The organism is Chloroflexota bacterium (assembly GCA_016219275.1).
Lineage (GTDB): Bacteria > Chloroflexota > Anaerolineae > UBA4142 > UBA4142 > JACRBM01.
In genome coordinates this window covers 1-23,228 of the sequence record JACRBM010000099.1, presented here as the reverse complement: position 1 = coordinate 23,228, position 23,228 = coordinate 1, and the positions used below count along the sequence as shown (strand labels likewise).

The 23,228-nt window shown below is 56.0% G+C and carries 24 protein-coding genes; 21 read left to right on the top strand and 3 right to left on the bottom strand.

Annotated features, from left to right (window positions below; translation table 11 throughout):
- Positions 1-48: 48 nt before the first annotated feature.
- The 10 genes from HY868_26080 (at position 49) to HY868_26035 (ending at position 10,816) form a co-directional block, all read left to right on the top strand.
- Positions 49-288, top strand: coding sequence for a hypothetical protein (locus tag HY868_26080; protein ID MBI5305625.1), 240 nt, complete (start codon positions 49-51; stop codon positions 286-288).
- Positions 289-366: 78 nt separating this feature from the next.
- A complete protein-coding gene (trxB, locus tag HY868_26075; GenBank protein MBI5305624.1) occupies positions 367-1,293 on the top strand; it encodes a thioredoxin-disulfide reductase in 927 nt (308 codons plus the stop codon).
- 202 nt (positions 1,294-1,495) lie between these two features.
- Positions 1,496-2,221 carry a sensor histidine kinase gene (locus HY868_26070; protein MBI5305623.1) on the top strand — a complete coding sequence of 242 codons (726 nt, stop codon included), beginning with the start codon at positions 1,496-1,498 and terminating at the stop codon, positions 2,219-2,221.
- Between the two features lie 106 nt (positions 2,222-2,327).
- Positions 2,328-2,999 carry a response regulator transcription factor gene (locus tag HY868_26065; GenBank protein MBI5305622.1) on the top strand — a complete coding sequence of 224 codons (672 nt, stop codon included), beginning with the start codon at positions 2,328-2,330 and terminating at the stop codon, positions 2,997-2,999.
- Positions 3,000-3,010: 11 nt separating this feature from the next.
- Positions 3,011-4,066: a sensor histidine kinase gene (locus HY868_26060; protein ID MBI5305621.1), complete on the top strand. Its 1,056-nt coding sequence runs from the start codon at positions 3,011-3,013 to the stop codon at positions 4,064-4,066.
- Positions 4,067-4,258: 192 nt separating this feature from the next.
- A complete protein-coding gene (locus HY868_26055; protein MBI5305620.1) occupies positions 4,259-4,411 on the top strand; it encodes a Flp family type IVb pilin in 153 nt (50 codons plus the stop codon).
- Between the two features lie 146 nt (positions 4,412-4,557).
- Complete coding sequence (locus HY868_26050; protein MBI5305619.1) at positions 4,558-5,082, top strand: pilus assembly protein; 525 nt, start codon at positions 4,558-4,560, stop codon at positions 5,080-5,082.
- A gap of 4 nt (positions 5,083-5,086) precedes the next feature.
- A complete protein-coding gene (locus HY868_26045; protein MBI5305618.1) occupies positions 5,087-5,548 on the top strand; it encodes a pilus assembly protein in 462 nt (153 codons plus the stop codon).
- A gap of 34 nt (positions 5,549-5,582) precedes the next feature.
- Positions 5,583-8,396 (top strand): VWA domain-containing protein, encoded by a 2,814-nt coding sequence (locus HY868_26040; protein ID MBI5305617.1) that lies wholly within the window; start codon positions 5,583-5,585, stop codon positions 8,394-8,396.
- 161 nt (positions 8,397-8,557) lie between these two features.
- Positions 8,558-10,816 carry a hypothetical protein gene (locus HY868_26035; GenBank protein ID MBI5305616.1) on the top strand — a complete coding sequence of 753 codons (2,259 nt, stop codon included), beginning with the start codon at positions 8,558-8,560 and terminating at the stop codon, positions 10,814-10,816.
- 134 nt (positions 10,817-10,950) lie between these two features.
- Here the strand turns inward: HY868_26035 and HY868_26030 are convergent, their stop codons facing one another.
- On the bottom strand, positions 10,951-11,616 hold the full coding sequence (locus tag HY868_26030) for an LPXTG cell wall anchor domain-containing protein (GenBank protein ID MBI5305615.1): 666 nt from the start codon (positions 11,614-11,616) through the stop codon (positions 10,951-10,953).
- A 218-nt stretch (positions 11,617-11,834) separates the two neighbouring features.
- Here HY868_26030 and cpaB point away from each other — a divergent pair, with 218 nt between their 5' ends.
- The 11 genes from cpaB to HY868_25975 all read left to right on the top strand — a co-directional run bounded on the left by cpaB (position 11,835) and on the right by HY868_25975 (position 21,067).
- Positions 11,835-12,629, top strand: a complete 795-nt coding sequence (gene cpaB, locus HY868_26025; GenBank protein ID MBI5305614.1) for a Flp pilus assembly protein CpaB — start codon at positions 11,835-11,837, stop codon at positions 12,627-12,629.
- Positions 12,630-12,662: 33 nt separating this feature from the next.
- Positions 12,663-13,952, top strand: coding sequence for a response regulator (locus tag HY868_26020; protein MBI5305613.1), 1,290 nt, complete (start codon positions 12,663-12,665; stop codon positions 13,950-13,952).
- A 36-nt stretch (positions 13,953-13,988) separates the two neighbouring features.
- Positions 13,989-15,380 (top strand): CpaF family protein, encoded by a 1,392-nt coding sequence (locus HY868_26015; protein ID MBI5305612.1) that lies wholly within the window; start codon positions 13,989-13,991, stop codon positions 15,378-15,380.
- Positions 15,381-15,389: 9 nt separating this feature from the next.
- Positions 15,390-16,349, top strand: coding sequence for a type II secretion system F family protein (locus HY868_26010; GenBank protein MBI5305611.1), 960 nt, complete (start codon positions 15,390-15,392; stop codon positions 16,347-16,349).
- Between the two features lie 11 nt (positions 16,350-16,360).
- Positions 16,361-17,284, top strand: coding sequence for a type II secretion system F family protein (locus HY868_26005; protein MBI5305610.1), 924 nt, complete (start codon positions 16,361-16,363; stop codon positions 17,282-17,284).
- A complete protein-coding gene (locus HY868_26000) occupies positions 17,271-17,636 on the top strand; it encodes a DUF192 domain-containing protein (GenBank protein MBI5305609.1) in 366 nt (121 codons plus the stop codon). The genes HY868_26005 and HY868_26000 overlap by 14 nt, the downstream gene beginning before the upstream one ends.
- Positions 17,637-17,648: 12 nt before the next feature.
- A complete protein-coding gene (locus HY868_25995) occupies positions 17,649-18,362 on the top strand; it encodes a ComF family protein (GenBank protein MBI5305608.1) in 714 nt (237 codons plus the stop codon).
- Between the two features lie 108 nt (positions 18,363-18,470).
- Positions 18,471-19,016: a ribosome-associated translation inhibitor RaiA gene (gene raiA / locus HY868_25990; protein MBI5305607.1), complete on the top strand. Its 546-nt coding sequence runs from the start codon at positions 18,471-18,473 to the stop codon at positions 19,014-19,016.
- A gap of 127 nt (positions 19,017-19,143) precedes the next feature.
- On the top strand, positions 19,144-19,458 hold the full coding sequence (locus tag HY868_25985) for a hypothetical protein (protein MBI5305606.1): 315 nt from the start codon (positions 19,144-19,146) through the stop codon (positions 19,456-19,458).
- Positions 19,455-19,928, top strand: a complete 474-nt coding sequence (locus HY868_25980) for a low molecular weight protein arginine phosphatase (protein MBI5305605.1) — start codon at positions 19,455-19,457, stop codon at positions 19,926-19,928. Before HY868_25985 ends, HY868_25980 begins: the two co-directional genes overlap by 4 nt.
- Before the next feature lie 59 nt (positions 19,929-19,987).
- A complete protein-coding gene (locus HY868_25975) occupies positions 19,988-21,067 on the top strand; it encodes an adenylate/guanylate cyclase domain-containing protein (GenBank protein MBI5305604.1) in 1,080 nt (359 codons plus the stop codon).
- 53 nt (positions 21,068-21,120) lie between these two features.
- On the opposite strand, the gene HY868_25970 is transcribed toward HY868_25975, so the two are convergent.
- Together HY868_25970 and HY868_25965 are read right to left on the bottom strand one after the other, a co-directional pair.
- On the bottom strand, positions 21,121-21,624 hold the full coding sequence (locus tag HY868_25970) for an HNH endonuclease (GenBank protein MBI5305603.1): 504 nt from the start codon (positions 21,622-21,624) through the stop codon (positions 21,121-21,123).
- A gap of 32 nt (positions 21,625-21,656) precedes the next feature.
- Positions 21,657-23,015 carry a M20/M25/M40 family metallo-hydrolase gene (locus tag HY868_25965; GenBank protein ID MBI5305602.1) on the bottom strand — a complete coding sequence of 453 codons (1,359 nt, stop codon included), beginning with the start codon at positions 23,013-23,015 and terminating at the stop codon, positions 21,657-21,659.
- Between the last annotated feature and the right edge of the window lie 213 nt (positions 23,016-23,228).

Genomic DNA, 23,228 nt, shown 5'->3' with positions numbered 1-23,228 from the left:
GGCAATCGAAAATCTAAAATCGAAAATTCAGGGGTAACCATGGCGACAATGGGACGAACCGTTTATGTCTGCCGCGTGTGCCATCGCGTTGGCGCGCGCACGCTGACGTGCCATGTGGGCAAGTCGGCGAAATGCAACGCCGGCGCGCCGGGCGATGAGCGCGCCAAGCCCTTGTACGATGCGCAAGGCAACCTTGTAACGCGCGCGCCCAAGTGGTGGGTGGACGCGTGTTTCAAGGAAAAAAGACAACAGGGAACGAAGGAAACAAGTAGACAGGGAGCCAAGTAGGCAGTTTGGTTGCTCTTGGGTGTCTATCTATTTGCCTACCGGTTTACTGGTATACTTTACTCGGAGTTGGACACGACGATGGAGAATCTAATTATCATTGGCTCTGGACCCGCCGGGTTGAGCGCGGCGATCTACGCGGCGCGCGGGAATTTGAAACCGTTGGTGTTGACGGGACAAGAGATCGGCGGACAGATCGCATTGACGAACGAAGTGGAAAATTATCCGGGCTTTCCCGATGGCATCACCGGACCGGAGCTGGTGCAGTTGATGCAAAAGCAGGCGGAAAAGTTTGGCGCGCGCATCGAAATTGATGTGGTCACGGAAGTAAATTTGAGGACACATCCGCTTCAGTTGAAAACGCAAAACGAAATGACGTACGAAGCCAAGTCGTTGATCATCGCGACCGGCGCGTCGCCGCGCCGCTTGAACGTGCCAGGCGAACGCGAGTTGACCGGGCGCGGCGTATCGTACTGCGCGACGTGTGACGGATTTTTCTTTCGCAACAAGGAAATCGCCGTTGTCGGCGGCGGCGACAGCGCGTTGCAAGAAGGTCTGTTCCTGACCAAGTTCGCGAGCAAAGTCCACATTATTCATCGCCGCGCGGCGCTGCGCGCGCAACCGATTTTGCAAGACCGCGCGCGCGAAAATCCGAAAATCAATTTCGTGTGGAACTCGGTTGTCAAGCAAGTCAAGGGCAACGGCAAGGTCGAGACGCTCGTGCTCGAGAATACGCAGACGCGCGCGATGAGTGAATTGCCGGCGCAAGGCGTGTTTGTCTACGTCGGGCACATTCCGAATACGGCTCTCTTCAAAGGGCAGTTGGACATGGACGAGGAAGGGTATTTGCGCGTGGACGCGCGCTTGCGCACGAATGTCCCCGGCGTGTTCGCGGCAGGCGAATCGCACGACCATGTATTTCGCCAAGCGGTCGTCAGCGCAGGGTACGGCTGTATGGCAGAACTCGAAGCGGAGAAATTTATCGCCGATTTTGACGCGCGGAAATAGCGACTCGGACCCGAAGGATTTGCCGAACCCTTCGGGTCTTGGTTTCGGACGGCACGGCTTTTCAAAAGTCGCTTGACTCATTTGCCAACCTAACCCCCAACCCCCTTCCCTATAAGGGAAGGGGGTTGGGGGATGGGTCTGCAAATGACTTTTGAAAAACCGTGTTTCGGACGGGATATGTTCTTGCGCCCCAGGGGATTTGATGCTATACTTGTTTCTGATGACGTCTCCCGAAAATCGCGGCAAAGCTATTGCGGCGCAAACGATGGAAGAAGAACGCTATCGTCTGGCGCGTTCGTTGCAAGGCGGTACTGCGCATCTACTTGCGAACGCGGTGTTGGAGATTGAGAATTGTTTGAAATTGATGGATGTTCACCCCGAATCAGCACGCCAGGGCATGACCGATCTTGTGCGCGAGTTGCATCAGGGCTTGGGCGATTTGCGCGAGCTGATAGCCGAACTCCAACCCCCGCTACTCGACGAATTGGGGCTCAGTCCCAGTGTGAAAAAATATACCGATGAATTTGCGCGACGCACTGGCATTCAGGTGACTCTGCGCGGTTGGCGCGTCCTCGTTGAGCGTTTGCCTTCGACGGTCGAAACGGCGTTGTTTCGGATCATCCAAGAAGCCCTGGAAAATGTTCGCCAACATTCGCGCGCCTCGCGGGCAGAACTGGTGTTCACCTTAGCGCGCGATCATTTGCAGATCACGATCAGCGATAACGGTGCGGGGTTCGATCCTACGCGCGGGGTGCTGCCCCGCCGACGTTTGGGGCTTGCCGCGATGCGCGATCGCGCGGAATCTATTGGGGGAACGTTGCACGTGTTCTCAAAACCTGGGCGCGGCGTGCGTGTGATGCTAGTCGCCCCACTACGAGTCCGGTCCGGACGACGAGGTGAATATGCCAAAGGCGGCGCTCAAAACTAAGCCCACCCAAACGACCAAGACACCCAGAAAGATCAAAACAGCCAAACCCCAAACGACTGGGAAGAACAAACCTGTGACGCCCAAACCCGCTCCAAAAATTCGCGTGATGATTGTGGATGATCATCCACTCTTTCGCGCGGGTTTGCGGCGCGTGCTGGAAATGGAACCGGACCTCGCGATCGAAGCCGAAGCCGCGGACGGTTTGCAAGCGGTGGAAAAGGCGCGCAAACTCAAACCGCAAGTCATTTTGATGGACGTCAACTTGCCCAGTCTCAATGGTTTGCAAGCCACGCGCGAGTTGACCGCATCCTCTAACGAAATGGCGGTGATCATTCTCACCGCGTATCACGACGACGAGCAAATGCTCCACGCGTTACGCAACGGCGCATCGGCGTACTTTCCCAAGGACGTCAACCCGGTCGAGTTGGTGCGCGCGATTCACGCGGTCAGTTCGGGTAGCTACGTCGTCAACGACGCGGTGCTCGCCAAGCCCCAGGTCGCCGCGTGGTTGTTGAATCAGTTCGATCAGATGGCGGTCGCCGGCACGGAAGGATCGGAATTTACCTTTCAACCGCTCTCCGCGCGCGAGATGGAAATTTTGAAATGTATCACGCGTGGGCAGAGCAACAAGGAAATCGCGCAACAACTGGGGATCAGTCGCCAGACCGTCAAGAACCACATGACTTCGATTCTGCGGAAACTCGCCGTCAACGACCGGACGCAAGCCGCCGTGTACGCGTTGCGCCGGGGTTGGATTCGCTTGCAGGACGCGCGTTAGGAGATAGAGTCGTGCCCACGCCTTCGATTCCTGATTTGCACGAACTTGCCGATCAAGCGCAAAAAGAACGCCAGCAACTCGATTCCGAGGCGCGCGAGATTGACGTGTTGGTCAAACAAACCACCGGCGAAGTCGAGCGACTGCAGCAGCGGCAGGTCGAGTTTGCCAGCCGCTTGCGTCAACTCGAGGCGAACCTGGACGCGTACACGCGCGAGGAAATCAAGAACACGTATGCCGGCGCAACGGACGCGCAGATGCGGCTGTTCATGATGCGGAATCAGTTGGAGCTGTATCAAGTCAAGCAACGCAACATTCAACGTTTCCGCGCGCAATTGGAACGCGTCAGTTTGTTGGCAGAGCAAGCGACCGAAGCGTCGGCGTCCGTTCTCATCCAGGGCGAGGGCGATCACGGTGTAGGTCAACAGTCTATTATCCAGATTATCGAGGCGCAAGAAGAAGAACGCCAACGCCTGGCGCGCCAGATGCACGATGGACCCGCGCAATCGTTGACGAATCTGATCCTGCAAGCCGAGATCGTCGAGCGTCTGTTCGACAGCGACCTGTCCCGGGCGCGCACCGAACTGGACAATCTTAAGAACACCGCGAACACCACGTTCCAGCGCATTCGCGAATTCATTTTTGATTTGCGTCCAATGATGCTCGACGACCTGGGTCTGACGCCGACGCTCAAACGCTTTACGCAAACCTTCGAAACCAAGACGCATCTGCCGACGCATTTGCAGACGATTGGCGAGTACACGCTTTCCTCGTACGTCGAAGTGACCTTGTTCCGCGCGACCCAGGAATTGCTGAACAATACGGCGCGTCACGCGCACGCCTCGCGCGTCAATGTCACGCTTGATCTGCAGAACGACCCAGTTGTGTTGACGGTCGAAGACGATGGCAGCGGATTCGACGTGGAGAACGCGTTGGTGTCCGCGCGGCAGCGCGGCAGTTCAGGGCTGGCGACGTTGGAAAAGCGGGTGCAAATGCTGGGTGGTAAACTGCAAATTCAAAGCGGCACTGGGCGAGGCACACGTGTGCGGATCGAATTGCCGGCGACGTAATTCGACAATGCCAGTTTTTCTCTGGGCGCGCAGTGGTGAATCTGGCTTTGATAACGTATTTGTTGCGATAATCTATGCGAGTTTCCGGTACTGTACTCCTATTGCATTATTGGGGGTATGCCTGTATAATCACTGCAGAGTGGACAAACAGACAAATCCGAAATTTCCTTATTAGGAAGGGAGGTGAAAAGAATGTATCTGCCACGTGAAGAAGGTCAAGGTTTGGTAGAGTACGCGTTGATCTTGGTTTTGGTTGCCGTGGTCGTGATCGCGATCCTGCTTTTGCTCGGTCCCCAGATTGGCAACGTGTTCAGCCGCATTACCAGCGGTCTCACATCAACGTAATCCGCCAGTGCGCCTTGCGCAACGGGCCCTATCCTTGATAGGGTCCACGCCAGTATCCATTCGTTTGCAAGTTTCTATTTATAGAACATCGAGAAGGGGGGTAAAGGAGCGTTCCTTTAACCCCCTCTTTTTCAAGAAAGTACAATGTGAAATTGTTTGTTCAGTGGTTCAAACGAAATCTAGCCCACTGGAAATCACATGAACAGGGTCAGAACGCTGTCGAGATGGCAATTGTGACTCCGTTCATGATGTTTTTGATTTTGGCGATCTTCGAAATGGGGCAGGTGTTCTATGCCTACCTTGCGATAGTGAACACCGCGCGCGATGGTACCATTTATGCGTCTCTGAATCCGATCGTAACTACGACTTGCCCTGATCCGATTCCCCCAGTCGGTACCAGTGGTTATGGCTCCATGACTCATGAGTGCAAGAAATTTGCGGAACGGCTGAGTGCGGATGTGGTCGCCGCTTCGTTGGATACTAATTTGTTGACGATTGCTCGACCGATCTCAACTACAGTACCAGGTTACAGCAATATTACGGTCACGCTTAGCTATAAACTCAGTACTTTTTCATCCGGAATGTCAATGCCATTCTTTGGTCGCATGGGGCTACCCAACTTTTATGATCTTAGATATTCATTGGGGATGCTGGTCAGATATGGACCCTAAGTTGATGAAATCAACCGGCCAAGCGATGGTCGAGTTTGCGTTGATGCTACCTATCTTCATCATCGTTGTCGTCGGCTTTTTGGGGATGGCGGTGGTGTTTTTTTCGTTTGTAGGCGCATCGTCGGCTGCGCGCGAGGGTGTACGCTTTCTCGCCGGAAATTCGTATGCCACGAATGCTGAAGTCCAAACAACGATCTGCACGTCCAACCCAATCTTGATGTCCAGCGCGAATTGTTTGTCGCGTAGCCAAGCGGTAAACAATAGAACCAGTTGTTTAGATAGCTACGATATGTGCATCGTCATTGAACCAGCCACCGGTCGCATTCCGGGAACCTTACTGAATGTGACAGTTCGATACCACACACCGGTTCCTACCTTGAATGTAAGTTTTTTGAACGGACCGGGTTTCACATTTCTAGGACCCATTTGGGTCGAATCAACATCTGTGATGAGAGTAGAAGAATGATGCAATACGCGGTTCCGCGATATGGAGGAATCCTATGAAAGACTGGATGCGTAACGAACGAGGGCAATCGGGCATTTTTCTCGCGCTGGCATTGGTCGGCGTGATTGCGTTTGTGGCATTGGTGGTAGATGGTGGAAACGCTTATAACCAACGACGCCAAGTGCAAAACGCAGTGGACGCGGCGGCATTTGCCGGCGCTGAAGTGTTGGCGCGTCCCACGTTGGAAAATCGTACACCGGTGGTCTACACGTCGGTCATCAATCAACGGATCCTGGATTATGCAAGGCGAAATGGAATCAACTTGGCGGCTGGTAGTGCGCGTCCCACCGATGTGGTCAAGCCCTATTATTTGCTTCGGGGACCACAAGGTACCCTTACGCCTGCTCCATTTAGCAAGTACGATAAAGTTGAATACGGTAACAATGGTCAGCTGCAAATACCAACGACTGGTGAATCGGTCGTTGGCATCCAAGTGGTTGCCGATAAAAGATTTGACACGTTCTTTGCTGGTGTAATCGGTTGGCGAGAGATGCAGGTCGGTTCTGCCGCCAAATCGTACATTACTTGCGGTATCTGCAGTATATCATCCGGTCTTTGGCCCGTCGCGATGAAGAATACCACGTTTGACACGAATGGAGATGGTGTAAGTGACCTTGAGTTTGGCAGGGAAGTGCAGATTTGGGAAAAAGAGATGGAAGGGCGCGGCCATTTTGAGTATCTGCACTGGCGGGGTGAGGGCGTGAATACGCCCGAGCTTGAGAGCAATATGTCTGCGTACCTGAATGGTACGGCGGATAGTGGACGATGGGGGTATGGAGATTGGGTTCCTGGAACACCCGGCGCGAAGATGGCTTCTGGTGTGAAGGACGAATGGATAGCGGCGATTGGCAGATCCGTTACCGTCCCAGTTTATGATTCCACACGCGGCGGGGGAGCGAATCTCGAATATCATATCATCGGGTTTGCTCGGCTAAAGATCACGGAAGTCTGTGTCAGCAAGAATGATCAAACTTCCGGATGCGATATCAAGGATGCTAGTGATTCGTACATCGAAGGAATCTTCGAACGTTGGGAATCACCGCAGGGAGATGGCGGCTGTCCTGATTTCGGCGTATGCACGGGCAAAGAACGCCCGCCTGTAACCTCGACGCCGACTTCGCGTTCCATCGTGGGTGTTGTCAAACTCAACCAGCTTAGTCCGGCTTCGCCTTACACAGATACCGTACACGTTCCAGTGGACGTGATGCACGTTCTGGATGTGTCGAACAGTATGGACCAAAGCTTTGGCAATCCGCCGCAATTGAAAATCACGACTGCCAAGAATTCGCTCATCCTCTTTAACAACATGATCTCGCCCACACTGGGTGACCGTATTGGTCTGACGTCGTTTCCAAAGCAGGGTGAGGGCTCGAACCTCTACAACTGGTACACCTACAATGCAAACCAAAACAAGTGCCAAACGGATAAGAATAAGCAGGTCAGCATAAAGTATTGGGGGCAAAAAGAACTCGATCTGACCTGGATGACGGCGACTGTAAACTCGCGGATCAATGGTCTCCAAATGTACCCAGGCACTCCTTTGGGGCACGGATTGATGCTCGCACGTCAAGCCGTCCTGGATCCAACGTATCACAATGCCACGCATGTCCCGGTCCTCATCATTGCTTCCGATGGTATTGCCAATGTTAAGAACAATGGTGAATGGACGGGGTTTGACGGTTATTCCTACAGCGACAATTTGTGCAACGCTGAAGCCGTGCAAGATGCGATTAATCAGGCGAATAAAGCCAAAGCGGACAACAACGGTGATGGCAGGCCGGACATCATCATCTTTACGATCGCGATCGGCACCGATTTTAACCCTGTCTCGCTTCAAGCGATAGCATCCGAGCCGAGCAATACGCACTTTTTCCAGGTGGGTGACGCCGCGACAATGTCGAATATCTATTCCCAGATCGCGACACGTATGCAGACCATTGGGGGCGAATGCAATTTCACTGCGAAAGAAGTGTTCGCTCCGAACGCGACCGTGCGTGTGCGCAATTTGACTACCGGGCAACAATGGTCAACCACCACAACCTCGGTCGGGTACTTTCAGTTTGACAACGTGCCGCCCGGCACGTACGAGTTCCAAACGATGAGCGTGACAATGGCTGGCTTGAACTATCACGTCTTTACCGAAGGTACGGGTGGTCCAGATTTGACCGCTCTACCAAAACTCGACGTTCCAGACACGGCAGGTACGTTCGAAAAGAATCTGTACTTGCGAACGGATGATCCTTCAGGTTGTGATGTAGTGCGACCGACTGCAACGCCTTTGCCGCCCGCGCCAACGCTTGCGCCGACGCCGACTTGGACGACGCAGCCAACGGCGACCAAGACGCCAACGTTTGGTCCATCGCCGACGCCATCGAAGACGCCGACGGCAACTCTGACGAAGACGGCGACGCCGACGAAGACGAACACACCGACCATCACACCAGGTCCATCGCCGACGCCGACGAGGACAAACACGCCGCAACCGACCAAGACGTTCACGCCGACAGCGACGAAGACACCGACCATCACACCGGGTCCATCGCCGACGCCGACGAGGACAAACACGCCGACCAAGACGCCGACGATCACACCGACCAGAACACCGTCGCCAACGCCGAGGATTGGTTACAATGCGCCGGTCCTTCCGCAAATTAAAGTGGCACTGGCTCTCCCGGTTACGGGAGGGCAAGCCGCCCCGGATGTGAAGAGGGTCAGTATAACCGTTTCACAGATTTCCGTTGGATCTGGAGAACGGTACGTGGCGTATCGCGATGAGACGTTGATGCTCACTCTACCGTATCCTACATGAATGCAGACTGACCGCTGAACATTTTCACAGCATAGCCCTCTTCGGCTTCGTTTGAGGTGGACAGAACGAGTTCACCTTGATATCAAAAGCAGAGTGCGAGGACGGCTATGCTGTGATTTTTCCGCGTATGGTATTCCCCCAATGCCTGTGAGGAACCAGGTATGAATCCTTATTTCCAGTCTACAACAAAACATCGGCGATTCACCGGTGATGTGTGCCGTTGGCTTTTTTGTGCCGGCATGTTTCTCTTAGTTGCTATGTTGGTTGTAATCGGAATGGAGGCGCAGATTCTACGTGCTGACAATTCGCTTGTCCATTCTACGACAGACGATTTCGTCAGAGGTACCTTTTACGCGACTGGTCTTCACAATGTCGTAGGAAGTGATGGCGAAGTACAATTGTTGCCGGTTGGTTTTACCGACAACTGGCGATCTGAGGGGATTGGACTTCCCACCGGGCGCGCCCGACTTGCTGCTGTATCGTACAACAATATCATCTATGCGATCGGTGGCACTGATGATTCTTTCACTACGTTTAATTCGGATGTTTTATCTGCGACGACAAATATCTCGGGTACAATCATCGCCGGGTGGTCTCTAGCGGGTAGCTTGCCGGATGAACGTGCCGGCATCGCCGCGGTTATTTCCCAAACCGCGACCGGTGGTGTGCTTTATGTGGTCGGTGGATTTAACAATAGCGTGCCGGGCAGTGGCTTTGATACGATTCTATTCAAGACGATTGACACTAATGGTGCCTTAGCTGGTGGGGCGTGGATTTCCGCGACCATGCCTACGGGACTTCGGTACCCAGTCGCGATTGTGCGAAATGGTTATCTCTATATTATAGGCGGCGATAGTTCGGGTGTATTCTATGATACGATCTATCGTTACCCGATAACTAGCTCTTCCGGCGCATTGGGAAGTTACACCACCTATACGATGCCGAATGGTTTATCTCGGCACAATGCTGTGATTTGGAATAGTCCTACCGGCAATGGGTATCTCTACATATTGGGCGGGTTTACTTCTTCCTCAGATGTCACAAGCATCGTTAACTACACCCCTTTCAACTCTGATGGTTCTCTGCCGAATCCTTCTGCATGGATTACGGGCACGTTGATTGATGCGTTTAGCGGACACGGAGCTATTCAGTACAATGGCAATATTCACGTAGTTGGCGGCGCACAAAGTGTCGCGGCGAACGATTATGTCAGTAAAGTGCAAAGTGCACTTATTAATTTCTCGCCAGGGGAAGGTTCGTTGCATGATTGGACAGGCACTGGGTTGTACTGGATCGTTACTCAGCCGCTCCTCGAACCGCGCGCGTATCACGGTACTACCGTCAACGTAGGCGGATATGTTTACGTCATTGGCGGCTTTGATAAGAATGGCAATCTCGCTTCTACAATTTATCGCGGCTCGACTTCGGGGACTGCCTTTGCCTACGCACCCAATGGCACCTATACCAACATGTTTGATACCGGCGCGATCAGCAATACCTTGACCTCGCTCAAGTGGACGGCGTGGGTTACCGGCGCACATACCTTGACCATGCGTTATCGCACTAGCAACAATCCTACTAGTTTCCCGTCTTCATGGTTGTCGGCAACCAATTCGATTACCGGGCTGAACACACTCGTTTTGCCCAATATTCAGAATCGGTATTTGCAATATCAGTTGCTGTATACCACAACCGTGTCAAGCACAACACCGCTCTTGCGCGATATGCAACTTGATTATCGTCCACCGCCGCCGCCACCTACACCAACCACCGTTATCGTCACAGTGCCTGTCCCGCCGCCGATTACACCCGCTCGTCTGCCTGATTTGATTCTTTCCGGCTTGGAAGCGCCGGCGGATTTGGGAAACCCAACTCCAATTTCGTACACCGTGAATATTTCGGTGTCAAACTGGGGCTCGACCGGTTTCAATCGCGCGCCGGCAACGCTAAAACTATCCACGACCGCGCGCGTGGGGCAACAATCCGGTGTGCGTGGTGCGGTACGCAAATTGCCGAGCGGAGTCATTCGCGCGTCGAGAGATTATACGGGCACGACCAACTATTTTGTCTGGGTGGACATCTACGTGGACCCAACCATCACGCCGACGATTCCGGGAGATGTAGGAAGTTGTCCGGCGCAAGGGGGCGGACTAAACTTTGGCTGGGTGTATGCGCTGGGCGCGGGCGAGACAACCAATTTGCAGATCCAATGTTATCTGCCGCAAGGTAGTCACAGATACTTTGCGCAAGTAGATACGTGCGATAGTCCGCCGAATGGCTGTAGCCCGACCTATGGTTACGTCGCTGAATTGACGGAAGCAAACAACATTGCCGGACCACTAACCAGTGGACAAAAATGGCAAGGGTTCCTGGGTTGGCTCAATCCGGTACTTTTGCCAAGCATCTTCAAGTCACCGTGATAGATGCGGCAACAGATAAGAATCCAGGTTTCTTCGAGAGACCTGGATCCTGACCAAGGCATCATTTGCCATGTCGAATAAAAAAGCGGGTACGCCGTACGGCGTACCCGCCGTTCCAAATCAGTGATGCGAAATCAAGTCGTGGATTGGCGCAAATAGCGCGAACCAAATGCTAGCGCGATGGCGACGAGTCCGGCAATCAACCAAAAGATAGGTGAATCACCGCCGGTGGTCGGCAGCGCCGACGAGGGGATTGGCGTTGAGGTTGCTGTTGCCGCGAAGAGTGAAGTGGGCACGGCGGTTGCGCCGGACAACAAGGGTGTGATGGTCGCGGGAACCTGGGTCGGTTCCGCCGTAGCGGCGGTGGTTGAAGTTGCAGTGGGTTGGGCAAGCGCAGTCTGGGTTGCCGCGACCGCAGTTTGCGCCACCGCTAATGCAGTGCCGGTTCCTCTGGCTTGGGCGGTCTGGGTAAGACGCGCGGCAGCAGAGGTCGAAGTTTGAGCGGCGGCAGTTTGAGCGGCAGAGGTCGCGGTTTGCGCCGCTGCAGTTTGAGCCGCGGATGTCTGGGATTGGGTAAAGACAAAAGTCGCTGTCAAATTCGGCGGAGAAGTGTTCGTTGTCGTCGCCGTCGGCGGTAGACTGCGCGGCGTATTCGTCGGGGTTGAGGTCCCCTGCAACATTGGCTTGACGGCATTCAAGCCGGTCGGTTGCCGAGGAGTATCGGTGAAGGCAAGCACGGTAACAGACAGAACTAACAAAATAGCCGCATAAGCAGTCACGAGCCGTTTCGAGTTGTTCATAATCATCTCCGCCAGGATGACGCGCGTTGTAAGCCAGTGAGATCGCGTACCGAACATTGAACCAAGTGTATGATAAAACCAGGTCAGTGTCAAGTAGTTTGAGTGCTTTTTGGAATGAGGCAATCCCCAAGATTTCCCTCTTGTCAATAAATCGGTTTAAGAGTACAATCATTTGTGGGTAGAGTACCCGCGTTACTAAACTGTCGGAAGGAGACATTATGCGAGGCGGTGGAAGAATTCTCGTATTGCTCGGCTTGGTACTCGGCATGATCACCGCAGGTGGAACGTTTGTGGTGATGAACAGTTCAGTCGCCACCACGGAAAAACCCGCGACGAAAATGGTGGTCGTGGCGCAACAAAACATTGCGCAACGCAGTGAAATTCCCCCCGAAGCCATCGTATTGAAAGAGTGGCCCGAATCCTCATTGCCGCAATCCGGCACGTTCGAAACCTTGGACAAGGTGCTCGGTAAACTCGCGCTCGTGCCGATCTATCCGGGACAATTGATCCTCGAACCGATGATCGTGGACAAGACGGATGCGGAGAAGAATCGTTCCGACGCGTCGTTCTTGGTGCCGGAAGGCAAAGTGGCGGTCGCTTTTCCGATGACCGATCTCAGCGGCGTTGCCGGCGCGTTGCAAGTTGGCGATGTCATTGATGTTTTGCTCACCTTGAATCCCGGTAGCATACCGCCCGCGCGTACCGCGGCGGCGACGACGACCGGCACGGAAGGTTTGCCCGCAACGCAACTGATGCTTCAAAACGTTCAGATTCTCCAAGTCGGCGCGTGGCAAGTAAAAGACAAGAATCAACCGGCGGGTCCGCTCTTGACCTTTTTACTCTCGCGCCAAGACGCGCTTGCGCTCAAGAGCGCGCGTGAGCAAGGCATCATCGAACTCGTGTTGCGCCCCGCCCTCAAAGACAAAGAGGTCGAGTTCAAGACCGAATCGGTTACGCTACAGTACCTCAATCGGCGTTTCAATTTCAACCTCGCTCCGGCAAGCAATCGGTAACGCGGCGCGCATTCCCTTCGATAAAGGCAACGGATGTCTGGTCCTTCTAGCAGCACAAAAATCCGCGTGCTGATCGTGGATGACATTCCCGAAACACGTGAGAATGTCAAAAAACTGCTCTACTTTGAGCAGGATGTTGAAATTGTCGGGATGGGCGCGAATGGCCGCGAGGGCGTCGAACTCGCGCTCAAACTTCAACCCGATATCGTCCTCATGGACATTAACATGCCGGAGATGGACGGCATTGCGGCGAGTGAGGCGATTTCACGCCAGGTGCCCGTCGCGCAAGTCGTGATGATGTCGGTGCAGGGCGAAAGCGATTACTTGCGCCGCTCGATGCTCGCCGGCGCGCGCGAATTTCTCATCAAACCCTTTTCCGGCGACGAGCTGATCAACAGCATTCACCGGGTCTATCAATTCTCCGCCGCGACGCGCCGCGCGATGCCAGTCCAACCAAGCGCCGCCGCGACCCCTGCCGCGCCGCCCGCCCCGCCGCCCCGTGCGGGCAAAGTGATCGCCGTCCTCGGCACCAAAGGCGGTAGCGGTTCGAGCACGCTCGCGGTCAACCTTGCCGTCGCGTTGCGCGAAGAAACACGCGCACGCGTCGCGTTGATTGACGGCAGTTTCGAGTTCGGCGACATTGGCGTGTTGTTGAACCTGCCCAGCAGTCGCACTATCTCCGAAGTGACCGGCGAGAACACGGATATTGACGAAGAATTGCTCGACGGCTTGATGCCCGCGCACAGTAGCGGCGTAAAAATTTTGCTCGCGCCGGCGCGACCCGAACTGGCGGGCTTGATCAAAGTTGATCATCTCAAACAAATCCTCGACATTCTGACCAAGTCGTACGCGTACACCGTCGTGGATTTGTGGAAGTCGTTTCAAGAAGCGACGATTTGCTTTCTCGATTCGGCGGACCTCATCATCCTCGTCGCGATGACGGATATTCCTTCGATCAAAAATGCGAAACTTTTTTTCGAATTGACCGAACAACTGGGCTATCGCGCCGACAAGATTTTTTTCGTGCTCAACAAGGAAGACGGTCGCAGCGGCATCAGCGCCAAAGACATCGAGGCGAGCATCAAACATCCGGTCGGCGCGATGGTGCCAAAGGACGAGCGCACGACCTTGCTCGCCGCGAATCGCGGTTTGCCGTTCGTCACGTCACAAAAGAACGTGCCCATCGCGCAGGCGATTCTTGCGATCACGCGCAGTATCCTTCAAAAGACCGCGCCGGATAAAGTCGCGGTCGCACCCCCTGCGGTGTCGTCGCCCGCGCCAGCGCCTGCGCCGCCCAAGCGCGGTTTCTTCTCGCGCAAGTAATTCGCCTGTGCGTGATTCCCTAGAAAGAGAGCGGTTATGTCTTTGCTCAAACGTATCGGCGGCGTGACCCCGCCGCCGCCGCAAGAAATCAAAACACCGTCTGCGCCGGCGTCTTCGCCGGAAGAAACGCGACGCCGGCAAGCGCCCGCGCCGCCGCAAGATCAGTACGCCGATCTGAAAGCGCGCGTGCAACAAAAAATCGTCGCCGACCTGGATCCCAAACTCGATCTCTCGAAGCAAGACCAGGTGCGCCGCACCATCGAAGAGATGTTCAACGCGTTCCTCGCGCAAGAAGAAGTGGTGCTCGCACGTTCGGACCGGATGCGGCTGTTTGAAGAGATCGTTTCCGAAGTCCTGGGTCTGGGTCCCATCGAAAAATTATTGCAGGACGCGACGGTGGACGAAGTGATGGTGAACGGTCCGCGCAAAATCTACGTCGAGCGGCACGGCAAGATCGAACGCGTGTCCGCACAGTTCGAAAGCGACGCGCACGTGATGCGGATCATTGACCGCATCGTGTCGCCGCTCGGTCGCCGCGTGGACGAGGGTTCGCCGTACGTGGACGCGCGCTTGCTCGACGGCTCGCGCGTCAACATCATCATTCCGCCGCTGGCGCTCGTCGGTCCCACGATTACCATTCGTAAATTCGCGCGCAAACCGTTCACGGTGGACGATCTGGTCAAGCGCAATACGTTCACGACTGAGTTCATCCAGTTTATGAAAGCGTGCGTCGAAGGACGCTTGAACCTGATCGTATCGGGCGGCACCGGTTCCGGCAAGACGACGCAGTTGAATCTCTATTCGAGTTTCATTCCGTCGGACGAGCGCATCCTCACTATCGAGAACGCCGCCGAATTGCAGTTGCGCCAGGAACACGTCATCACGCTCGAATCGCGCCCGCCGAACATCGAAGGGCGCGGCGAAGTTTCGATGCGCGACCTCGTCATCAACGCGCTGCGTATGCGCCCCGACCGCATCATCGTCGGTGAGTGCCGCGGCGGCGAAGCGTTGGATATGTTGCAAGCGATGAACACCGGTCACGAAGGTTCGATGACGACCGTTCACGCCAACACCCCGCGCGACGCGTTGCACCGTCTCGAAACGATGGTGTTGATGGCAGGGATGGATTTGCCCTTGCGCGCGATTCGCGAACAAATCGCCGGCGCGCTCGATGTGGTCGTGCAGATCGAACGTATGCGCGATGGTACGCGCCGCGTGACCAACGTGTCCGAAGTGCAAGGGTTGGAAGGTGATGTGATCGTCACGTCCGAAATTTTCAAGTTCGAACATCAGGGCATCAAGGACGGCAAGATTCTGGGTGGACTCAAGCCGACCGGCATTCGTCCCAAGTTCATGGAGAAACTTGAAATCAAAAACATTTTCTTGCCGCCGCAGATTTTCGGCGTGGATGCTCGGTTCTTCCAATAAGGAGCGACGATGAACAATCCAGTATTGTTCGCCGGGCTGGCATTTGTCGCGGTGTTCCTGTTCTTTTTCGGATTACAACGCATCATTGATAGCCAGCGCGCGGTGATCGGAAGTCGTTTGGAGCAGTACGGCGGGCGCGTCGCGGCGGTGCCGGAGCAATTCGCGCAAACCGACGGCGAATCGCAGATGGCGCGCGGGTTGAACCGGATGATGTCGGGTGGCATGTCGCAACAGTTGGCGATGGACTTGCAACGCGCCGATCTCAAGTTGACCCCCGCCGAATTCATGGCGCTGACGCTCGCCGCCGTGGCGGTCGGTTTTCTGGTTGCGTTTGCATTGGGACACTCGAACCCCGTGTTCGGTTTGCTCGGCGGCATCCTGGGTTTTTACGCGCCGCGCTTTTGGGTGCGGCGTTTGCAAGCGCAACGGCTTAATTCGTTCAACAATCAACTCAACGATATGTTGATCCTGGTCGCCAACTCGTTGCGCTCCGGATATAGTCTGCAACAAGCGATGGAAGCTGTCTCGCGCGAATTGCCCCCGCCCGTCTCGGTGGAATTTTCGCGCGTGATTCGCGAAGTTAGTTTGGGCTTGAACATGGAAGAGGCATTGGGGCACATGCTCCAGCGCATCAACAGCGAAGACCTCGATCTCATCATCACCGCGATCAATATTCAGCACGAAGTAGGCGGCAACCTCGCCGAAATTTTGGACACGATCGCGCACACGGTGCGCGAGCGCGTGCGCATCAAAGGACAAATTCGCGCGTTGACCGCGAGCCAGCGCTTGTCGGGCACGGTAATTTCGCTCTTGCCGTTCGCGCTCGCGGCGTTCATGTTCATCTTCAACCAAAACTATTTCAAGCGGATGTGGGAAGACCCGTGCGGATGGATGATGCTGGGATTCGGCGTCATCACCATCGGCTTGGGTTATTTCATCATTCAGCAAATCGTCAAGATCGAAGTCTAGGAGCAGAGCGTATGGCACTGTTCTTTTCGGTGATGCTGGGTCTAAGCGTCCTCATCATTTTCATCGGTTTGAGTTTGCCGAGCAAACCCTCGCTGGAGCAAGAACGTCTCGAGGCGTTCGGTTCGCGCCCGCGCACGTTGCAAGAGATGGAACTCTCGATGCCGTTTAGCGAACGCGTGGCGATGCCGTTGATTCGCGGTATGGCGGCGTTCGTCAGTCGTTTCGCCCCGCAAAAAAATATGGCGGATTTGCGCCACCGCCTCGACTTGGCGGGCAATCCGAATAATTGGTCCACCGCCGATTTTCTGGGAGTGCGCGGTCTGGCGTCCGTTCTCACGGCGACGTTTCTCACCGCGCTCTCGTTCTTGATGAACGCGGGCGTCGAGCAAAAAGCATTGATGCTTTTAGCCGGCGCGGTCGTGGGATTTTACTTGCCGATGTACTGGCTGACCTTTCGCATCGGGAAACGCAAGCACGACATCGAACGCGCCTTGCCCGATGCGCTCGATTTGCTCACGGTGAGCGTGGAAGCCGGTCTGGGTTTCGACGCGGCGATGTCCAAAGTCACGGAGAAATCGGAAAACGAGTTGAGCCGCGCGTTCGGTCGCGTGATCGCGGAAATTCGCTTGGGCAAACTGCGGCGCGAGGCGTTGCGCGATATGGCGAATCGCGCGGACGTGCAAGACCTCAGCAACTTTATCGCGGCAGTGTTGCAAGCCGATCAACTCGGCGTGAGCATGGCGAAGGTGCTCCGCATTCAATCGGAACAGATGCGGATTCGCCGGCGTCAGCGCGCGGAAGAACTGGCGGCGCAAGCGCCAGTCAAAATGATGTTCCCGCTCGCGTTCTTGATCTTTCCGTCTATCTTCATCGTCTTGTTGGGTCCCGCCGTTTTGTTGTTCATGGGTGGCAATGCCTTTGGTGGAGGACGTTAGACGCTTGCGTGCGTTCAATCGCACGCGTCAGGTCGCACTGGTCGAGCGCGGCAACATCGCGGATAATCCGCTCACGCGTTTACGCGGGTTGCTGGGTCGCCGCACGCTCGCGCCGGGCGATGGTTTGCTCTTGTGTCGCGACAATGCAATTCACACGATGGGCATGCAGTTTGCGATTGATGTATTGTTTCTGGATCGCGCGGGTACGGTAGTCTATTTGATCGCCGAGATGCCGCCGTTGCGTTTTAGTCCCTTTGTGTGGCGCGCGCGCGATGTGCTCGAACTGCCCGCGGGCACGCTGGCGCGCACTGACACAACGGTGGGGGACGCGATCGAAATTCAGATCGTTTGATGGGAGAGGGCTATGCTGGCGCAGATCACACGCGCGGCGCGAGGAACGCAACGCGCGCTGGTTGATCTCCTCTTTCCTCCGCGGTGTGTTGCCTGCCAACAACCCGGCGATTGGTTTTGCGCGGCTTGCCGCGCGACGATTGAATGGATTCCCGCGCCCGTGTGTAACTTGTGCGGCAGACCGCTCACTAAACCTCGCTGCACCTTTTGTCTTCAACATCCGCCTCAGATGGACGGCATCCGCGCCGTTGCGTTTTTCGAGCATCACTTGCGCGAAGCGATTCACGCGTTCAAGTACGCGCAACGCACCGAACTCGCGCCAACCTTTGGCGCGTTGTTGAGCGCGCGGCTCGCGTCGCTCGCGTGGCGCGCCGATGCGTTGATCGGCGTGCCGTTGCATCCCGCGCGCGAACAAGAACGCGGTTACAACCAAGCGCATCTCCTCGCGGTCGCGTTAGGCGCGCACCGCCGAATCCCGGTCTGGCGCGACGCGCTCCAACGCGTGCGCGCGACCCAGCCCCAGGTTGAACAGACGAACGCGGCAGAACGCCGCGCGAACGTCCAGGACGCGTTTCTCGCGCAAGCCCGGGTGACGGGCGCGCACATTGTGTTGATTGACGACGTGTGCACGACCGGCGCAACGATGGAAGCGTGTAGCGTCGCGTTGAAACAACGCGGCGCGCAAAAGGTGTGGGGACTGGCGCTCGCCAGACCGCGCCTTGACTAGAAGCAAAGGAGGTGATAGCATTAGAGCGAAGACCGCAGTCCACAGCGGGACAGTCCGTGTTTTCGCAAAATCACATACCGAGGCGTACGCCTCGGAAGGGAGGACCCGGTGAAGTTGATTATCAGCGGTAAAAACATCCAAGTCTCCGAACGGCTCAAGGATTACGCGGAGAAGAAAATCGGCAGGTTGGAAAAATACTTGCCGAGTCTGACCGAAGCGCATGTGGAATTCGCGCTAGAGAAAACCAAAAACCTCGCGCAAAGCCAGGTCGTACAGGTCACACTCCGCAGTAACGGCACTCTCTTGCGCGGCGAAGAACGCTCCGCCGATTTCAATGCGGCGGTGGATACCGTGTCGGAAAAACTCGAGCGGCAGATCGAACGCTTCAAAGGCAAACACTATCGCGGACGCGGTCAAGCCGACCGCGCAATGCCGCCGGTCGAACCGGCAGAGGACGCCGACCTGACCAGTCCGCGCGTCGTTCGCATCAAGCGTTTCCACACGCCGCCGATGACGGAGGAAGAAGCCATCGAACAGATGGAACTGCTGGGACATACGTTTTTCATCTTCCAGAATCGCGAGCGCGCGACGCTCAATGTGTTGTATCGGCGTAACGACGGCACCTACGGGTTGATCGAACCCGAACTCGGATAGCAAAACGGCAAGGGCAGAAGGCATCACGCTTTCTGCCCTTGCGATTTTGGGCGGCACAAAAATCCCGCAGCCACTTTTTAAGACCTGTGGTATAATACGCGCAAAGATTTTGGAGACGCGATTCACAATGCCTAAACCAAAAACTCCCGCGAAAAAAACCAACCCCCGCAAACCGGTCGCGCGCCAATTAGTGAGCGCCAAAAAATCTGCGCCCGCGCGCAAGCCAGCGCCAACCAAGGCGCCGTACACGGACGAGTACATCGAGTACCTCGAACGGTACGAACTTTACGGCGAAGGGCGTCCGCGTCTTAGCCCCGGCGAATTCGAACGCCTCGACGAAGAAATGCTTGAACTGCTCGAACTCGAAGCCGAAGGCAGATTGGACGACGAGCAAATCGTCCGGATGCACGAACTCGAATACCTGATGTTGGATTCCGAATGAGGCGCGTCGTCGTTTTTGTTTGCACGGGGAATGTGTGCCGCTCGCCGATGGCGGCGGCGCTCTTCGCCGAGTACGCGCGCCGCGCCGGCGAAAGCGAGTTGTTCGAGGTGCGCTCCGCCGGCACCTGGGCGCTCGAAGGCGAACCGGCGTCCGGCAACGCGGTCATCGCGATGGCGCAACGCGGCATTGATTTGCAAGCGCATCGCGGCGCGATGATAGATCGCCGCGGGATGGAAGAAGCGGATGTGGTGATCGTGATGACGCGCAATCATCGCGAGGCGCTCGCCACCGAGTTTCCGCTCTACCGCGCCAGAATTCACTTGATGAGCGAATTGCAAGATCGCGTGTACGATATTGGCGATCCCTACGGCGGCACGCTTGAGGAGTACGAGTCTACCGCGCGTCAGTTGGAAGGATTGATTCGGATCGGCTACGAGCAAATCAAACAGTGGGCATCCATCGTCGAATAAACCTTTTCGACCGCGCGCGTGCGTGTTTTAGCCGCGTGGCGCGCGATCGGCAAACATACGTGCGTCTCCAAGTTGGCAGTGCGATTGCGCTCGGTGTAGGTTTGGTATTGTCGGCGGTGCTGTTGGCGAATTTCCTCGAACCGCTGCAAGCGAGCCTTGCCCGGTTCTTGTTCAGCCCGGCAGACTTGGGGTTCGCTCCGCAAGACCTCCTCAGCGAAATCGTCATGCTCTTTTTGGTCGCGCTCATGGTCGGCGCGACCGCGCCGCACGTCGCCGCGTTTCCCGCGACCGCGTTGACGATTCTGTACGCCGCGATGTATTTGAGCTACGCCTACCAGAAACTTGGCGAGCGCATTCTCACCCGACCGCTCTATCCGCTCCTGGCTTTGTTGCTCACCTTGATTTTGACGCGGCTCTTCCGATATTTTTCCGTCGAACGCCGGCGCGATTTTATCAGCCACCTGTTTCGCCACGCGGTTCCGCCTGAATCGGTAGATCGCGTGACGACGGTGTTCGACACGAACGCGTTGCCGTTGCGCGGCACGCGCCGCACCGTCTCGGTAATGTACGTGGATTTGCGCGATTTGCGTTTGTTGACCGACACGCTTCCAGCCGAGCAGTTGATCGAATTGTTGAATCGTTTTGTCGGGCACATCGTCGCGACCGTGTTTCAACACGAGGGCTTTGTGACCAAACAAGCCGGCGATACGACGCTCGCCGCGTGGAATCTGGTGTTCGATCAACCGGATCACGCGTTGCGCGCGGCGCGCGCGGCGATGGAGATCAAACACACGGCGCGCGCGCTCGTGAAAGAATGGACCCTGGAGCCGCCAGTCGAAATCGGTATCGGCGTCGCGACCGGGTATGTGATCGCCGGGCACATCGCCACCGCGCGTCTCGCCGAGTTCGCGATCATCGGCGAAGTCGTCACGCTCGCAGAACGGATGGCGATGAAAACGGATCGCGGCGTCTTCGTTGATCCGTTCACGCGCGCGATGATCGAGCACGAGTTTGACACGCAAGAGGTCAACCCGATTCGCTTGCGGCGCAAGACCGATCCGCAAATCGTGTGGGAAATTATCGAGCCGATGGAGCCGGAGGAAGTGGTCGCCGCAGAGGCGGTCGCCGAGCCAAATTGAAACGCCTGCCAAAGAAAAACCAGGTTTCTCCCCTTCGGGGAAACCTGGTTTTTTCATTGATCGCCCAAGAATGGTTCCCAATCGTGATACTCATCGAGGTAGTGTCCGAACAACGCGCGCGTCGTGCTGGGCGGCTCAATCGGCGGATGGCGCAAGGTCATCCGCACTTCGGTGAGGAGTTTGCCGCCTTTGCGCCGATTGCACGGCGGGCACGCGCTGACGACATTGTTCCATGTGTGTTTGCCGCCGCGATGCCGCGGCATCACGTGATCAACCGTGAGGTGATGCGATTGCACGCCGCAGTATTGGCACGTGAAATTATCGCGGCGAAAAATCGCGCGCCGGGTTAACTTGATGTGCGGACGCGGACGGTGCACTTGCGCCGCGAGACGAATGACCGAGGGGCGCGGAAATTTGGCGGTGGCGGTCGGAATGTAGCCGCGACCATCCAACACGATTTCGGCTTTGCCGCTGATGAGGAGGACGACGGCGCGTTTGGTGGGGCAAACATTCAGCGGCTCAAAGTTTTGATTCAGAACGAGAACGTCGTGAGCCATCGCGCCAAGTATAGCACCGTCGTCGTCGGGCGTCAAAAATTCTCCGCGAATTTCTGAACGATGCGTGCGGTGTGTTGCGTGCCCTTGACGAACAAATCGAGCCGGATGTTTTCATTCGGCGCATGCGCTTGCGACCCAGGATGCCCGACGCCCGAACTGCCAATCGGCACGTTCAAGTAATGTGCGAATGCGTGGTACGGTCCGCTGCCGCCAATCATCGGCGCGATCTCCATTTCCTTCTGATATACCTCGCGCGCCGCGTCCGTCACGAGTTTGATAAACGGATGATCGGGATCGGTGCGTCCCGGTTTTTCGCCGCCGATGAATTCGATCTGCACGTCGTTGAACCCCTGCGCGTCGAGATGCCGGCGTAGTTTCGCAACAATGTCTTCCGGGTCTTGATCGGGCACGAGGCGAAAATCCACTTTGGCGCTCGCACGCGCGGGCAACACCGTTTTCGATCCTTTGCCTTGATAACCGGCATTCAGACCGCAAATCGTACAGGTTGGGACGAAGACGGCTTCGCGGCGCAACTCGACGCCGGGTTGCAGACCTTTCAAAAATATGCTGACGCCGTACCGCGTGCGCCAATCGCCGGTTTCATCGGGCAAGCGCGCGAGCAATTCCAGATCGCGCGCGCTGGGCGGCTTGGCGTCGTCGTAGAATCCTGGGATGAGGATGCGTTCGTTGCGATCCTTCAATGCGCCGAGCGCCCACGCGAGCCGCCACGCCGCGTTCGGAAAGATCGAGCCGCCGACGCCCGAATGGACATCCTGGGTCAGGCACGTCACCGACAACTCGACGTAGCAGATGCCGCGCATACCCAGGAACATGATTGGGCGATCCTCGAAATTGACGCCGCCGAATTCCCAGATGCACGCGTCGGCGTGCAGTTCGCGCGTGTGCGAGGCGACGAACGCGGGCAAATTGACACTGCTGATTTCTTCTTCGCCCTCGATGACGAACTTGATGTTGCACGGATAGTCGCCGTTCACGGCTTTGAATGCATCGAGCGCGGCAAGGCGCGATTGGATGTGCCCCTTGTCGTCGCTCACACCGCGCGCGAACAACTTTCCCTCGCGCACGGTCGGCGTGAACGCCGGCGATTCCCAGAGTTCGAGCGGTTCGGGCGGTTGAACGTCATAGTGATTGTAAAACAAGAGCGTCTTGTCGCGCTTGCCTTTGATCTCGGCAGTGACTACGGGATGCCCGGGCGTGGGATAAATCTGGGTCGAGAATCCACGCACGCGCAACATTTCCGCGACGAGTTCGGCGCACTCTGTGATGCCGACGCCTTGCGCGGACACGCTCGGTTGCGCGCATAGCCGCGACAACTCGGCGATGTTGTCGTTCAAATGTTGTTCGATGTACTGATCAATCGGATTCGACATATTTCCTCCCCGATGATAAAAATGCAAGGCGATATTCAAATGCGGGCATAGCCCAACCAGTCCGGCAAGTTTTTTTGTAACTACTCAGCCAACCCACATTTACGCCGATGAAAAAACAAATTTATCCGCGAATAACGCGAATTGCGCGAATAAGAAGAAAAAATTAGCGAAGATTCGCGTAATTCGCGGATAAAGGAACGATGGCTGAGTAGT